Annotated in this window: 4 protein-coding genes; 1 reads left to right on the forward strand and 3 read right to left on the reverse strand. The window is 61.4% G+C overall.

The window, feature by feature from the left end; all coding sequences use genetic code 11:
* Positions 1 to 212: 212 nt before the first annotated feature.
* Both ACIQ2E_RS14225 and ACIQ2E_RS14230 read right to left on the reverse strand, forming a co-directional pair.
* On the reverse strand, positions 213 to 572 hold the full coding sequence (locus ACIQ2E_RS14225; protein ID WP_398331954.1) for a HEPN domain-containing protein: 360 nt from the start codon (positions 570 to 572) through the stop codon (positions 213 to 215).
* Positions 559 to 984 carry a nucleotidyltransferase domain-containing protein gene (locus ACIQ2E_RS14230; protein WP_398331957.1) on the reverse strand — a complete coding sequence of 142 codons (426 nt, stop codon included), beginning with the start codon at positions 982 to 984 and terminating at the stop codon, positions 559 to 561. Before ACIQ2E_RS14230 ends, ACIQ2E_RS14225 begins: the two co-directional genes overlap by 14 nt.
* Positions 985 to 1307: 323 nt before the next feature.
* Between ACIQ2E_RS14230 and ACIQ2E_RS14235 the strand changes: the two genes are divergently transcribed.
* Positions 1308 to 1523 (forward strand): addiction module protein, encoded by a 216-nt coding sequence (locus ACIQ2E_RS14235; protein ID WP_398331960.1) that lies wholly within the window; start codon positions 1308 to 1310, stop codon positions 1521 to 1523.
* Positions 1524 to 1831: 308 nt separating this feature from the next.
* Here the strand turns inward: ACIQ2E_RS14235 and ACIQ2E_RS14240 are convergent.
* Positions 1832 to 2521, reverse strand: a 690-nt coding sequence (locus tag ACIQ2E_RS14240; protein ID WP_398331963.1) for a cytochrome P450, incomplete at its 5' end; no start/stop codon positions are given.

Below are 2521 nucleotides of genomic sequence, written 5' to 3' on the forward strand. Positions count from 1 at the left end.
CCAATCTCCGCACCCTCTCTCCATGGAAACGGGGGGGGTCAAAAGTATAACAAACAGCCTCCCCTCAACTAGATTCAGGAGCGCAAATTATGCAGGAAGTGCATCGCCGTTGGTCTGGCGAACGCTGAGCGAGCGGGCTGTCTCCAGGGTCTGACCAACCCTGACCAACCCCTGGACAGCCGTCCGCGAGGCGGCTGCCATGGCCGCCCAACTCAAGACCTGGCCTCCAAGGCACCCAGGCGTTCCTCCAGCAGCCTGAGCAGCTCCGCACGCGCCAACGGCAGGGCAAACGGCCCCTCCTCGTAGCGGGCCTCCACCGCAAACACCTGAAGCGCCAACAGCGCTGCCGGAAGGTTTTCACCCAGCTGCGCCGACAGCCGGCCCAAATCATGGGTTCGCTCTGGCTGTTGGTCCTGCAGTGCCAGCGCCGCCTTCAGCAGTTTCTCCAAAGCCTGCTGGGCCTGAAACCCCCATTCCTCATCCGGGTAATCGGCTGAGAGATTCAGCCGCATCGCCTGCAAATGCCGCCGCACGATGCGCAGCAACAGGTCAGCGTCGTCAGCTGGCGACATACAGCACCCTCCCTTCACGGGCGACATCGCCCATCACATGCCAGCGGGAACCGGCCAGCCGCTCCGCATCGGCCGCGCCCTGAACCACAAGATCCACATCGACGGGCAGAACGCCCAGCAGTTCGCGGTAGTGCAGCCAGCGCTGGGTTTTCAAGGCCGGATCCAGGCTCGCCTCACGGGTGATCACCGCCAAATCCAAATCCGAATCAGCACGGCCGCTACCGCGGCCCCGCGACCCGAAGGCCAGCACCGCCTGCACAGTGGCGTCGTCGCAGAGGCGCCGCAGGCCGTTGTGCAGCGCAGGCAGATGCTCCAAGCCAGGGCCCAGGGGCAGCACCTCGCCCAATGGCTGCGGCGTCAACCAGGGGATCGCCGGCGGCTGGAAAGCAGGCTTGGCAGCAGGGGTAGCCACGACCTCAAACTAGCCCTAGAAGGTTGGACAGGGGCGCAATCATGAGACAGGTCGCCAACCCAGCAGGGGAATGAGCACACCATCTCGCCCAACAGGTGCTCCAGATGCCCGCTCTCGCCTGTCGGAGCGTGGAATCGATCCTGCTGATGTGGTCGATGCCCTTCGCCAACCAACAACACTGCCTTGGCCAGAACGGTTCAGACTCCTGCATCCAAAGCGCAGCCCCGAAGCACCCACGGCCGTGGAGCTTGTGGGCGAGCTTCGGGACGAGGAGCAACCAAGCAGAAAGCCCCTAAAGTGAGCCCATGAGGTAGAGAGCCAGCATGAAGCAACTGAACCTTCAGACATTGCAGATCAGCGAAAAAATCGAGCTCATGGAGAAACTATGGGCATCCCTGCAGCAGATCAGTGATTCAGCCGCTCTGATTCCCGATTGGCATGAAGCTGTTGTCAGCAGACGCTTGGAAAAGCTGCAACGCGGCGAAGACACAATCCTTGACTGGGAAGAAATCAGGCTGAGCCTGAACAGCAACGCCTAAGCCCCATAAAAGCCCTTGAAGACAATTCGACTCAGCAGTTCAGCATCGCAAGATTTGCAGGCTGGGCATCAGTTTTACGAGCTTCAAAATGAGGGACTTGGACGCCATTTTCTAAATTGCCTAACGGAGGACATTGATCAACTTGCGATCACTGGCGGCACGCACATCCAACCATTCTCCAACGTGCACCGCTCCTTATCCAAACGCTTTCCATTTGCGATCTACTACACCAGGACCGACAACACATTGACCGTTATTGCGGTGCTGGACTGCCGGCAAAATCCGCGATCGATCATCAACCGCTTCACTTAAAGCCGTTGGCGCAACTGCAGCCAGATGCCATTGCTGGAGCGAAGGGTTAAGCGGCCCACCAAATCCGGGCTGTGGTTTGGATCGGGCAGCAGCTCATGGGCGCGCACCAATTCCCCCAGCACCAGCAGCGCCTCCTGCAGGGCGAAGGCCGCGCCCGGACATTTGCGTGGGCCCAATCCAAACGGCAGCCAGGCATCGCGGGCCCAGCGCCGATCGGCCTCCGTGGCTTGGCCGGCGAGAAACCGCTCCGGGCGGAACTCCTGGGGATCCTGCCAGTGCTGCTCATGGCGCTGAATCACCCAAGGCGAGAGGGTGAGCAGCGCCCCCATCGGACAGCGACTGCCGTTGAGCTCCGCCTCCTGCGAAGCCTCACGGATGAAAAACGCCACCGGCGGATAGAGGCGCAGCGTTTCGTTGAACACCGCCGTGCCGTAGGACATCAGCTTTAAGTCGTCGAAACCCAGCGGACGCTGCTCGCCCCCCAAAGCCAGCTGCACCTCCTGGCGCAAGCGTTGCTGCGCCTCAGGGAAATGGGCCAACAAATAACAGGCCATGCCCAGGGCGCTGGCGGAGGTTTCGTGGCCCGCCAAAAACAAAAAACACACCTGATCCACCAGCTCCTCGCCGCTGAAGCGGCGGCCGCTCACGGGGTCTTCTGCCTCCAGCAACGCCTGCAGCAGATCCTG

The organism is Vulcanococcus sp. (genome assembly GCF_044369115.1).
Lineage (GTDB): Bacteria > Cyanobacteriota > Cyanobacteriia > PCC-6307 > Cyanobiaceae > Vulcanococcus.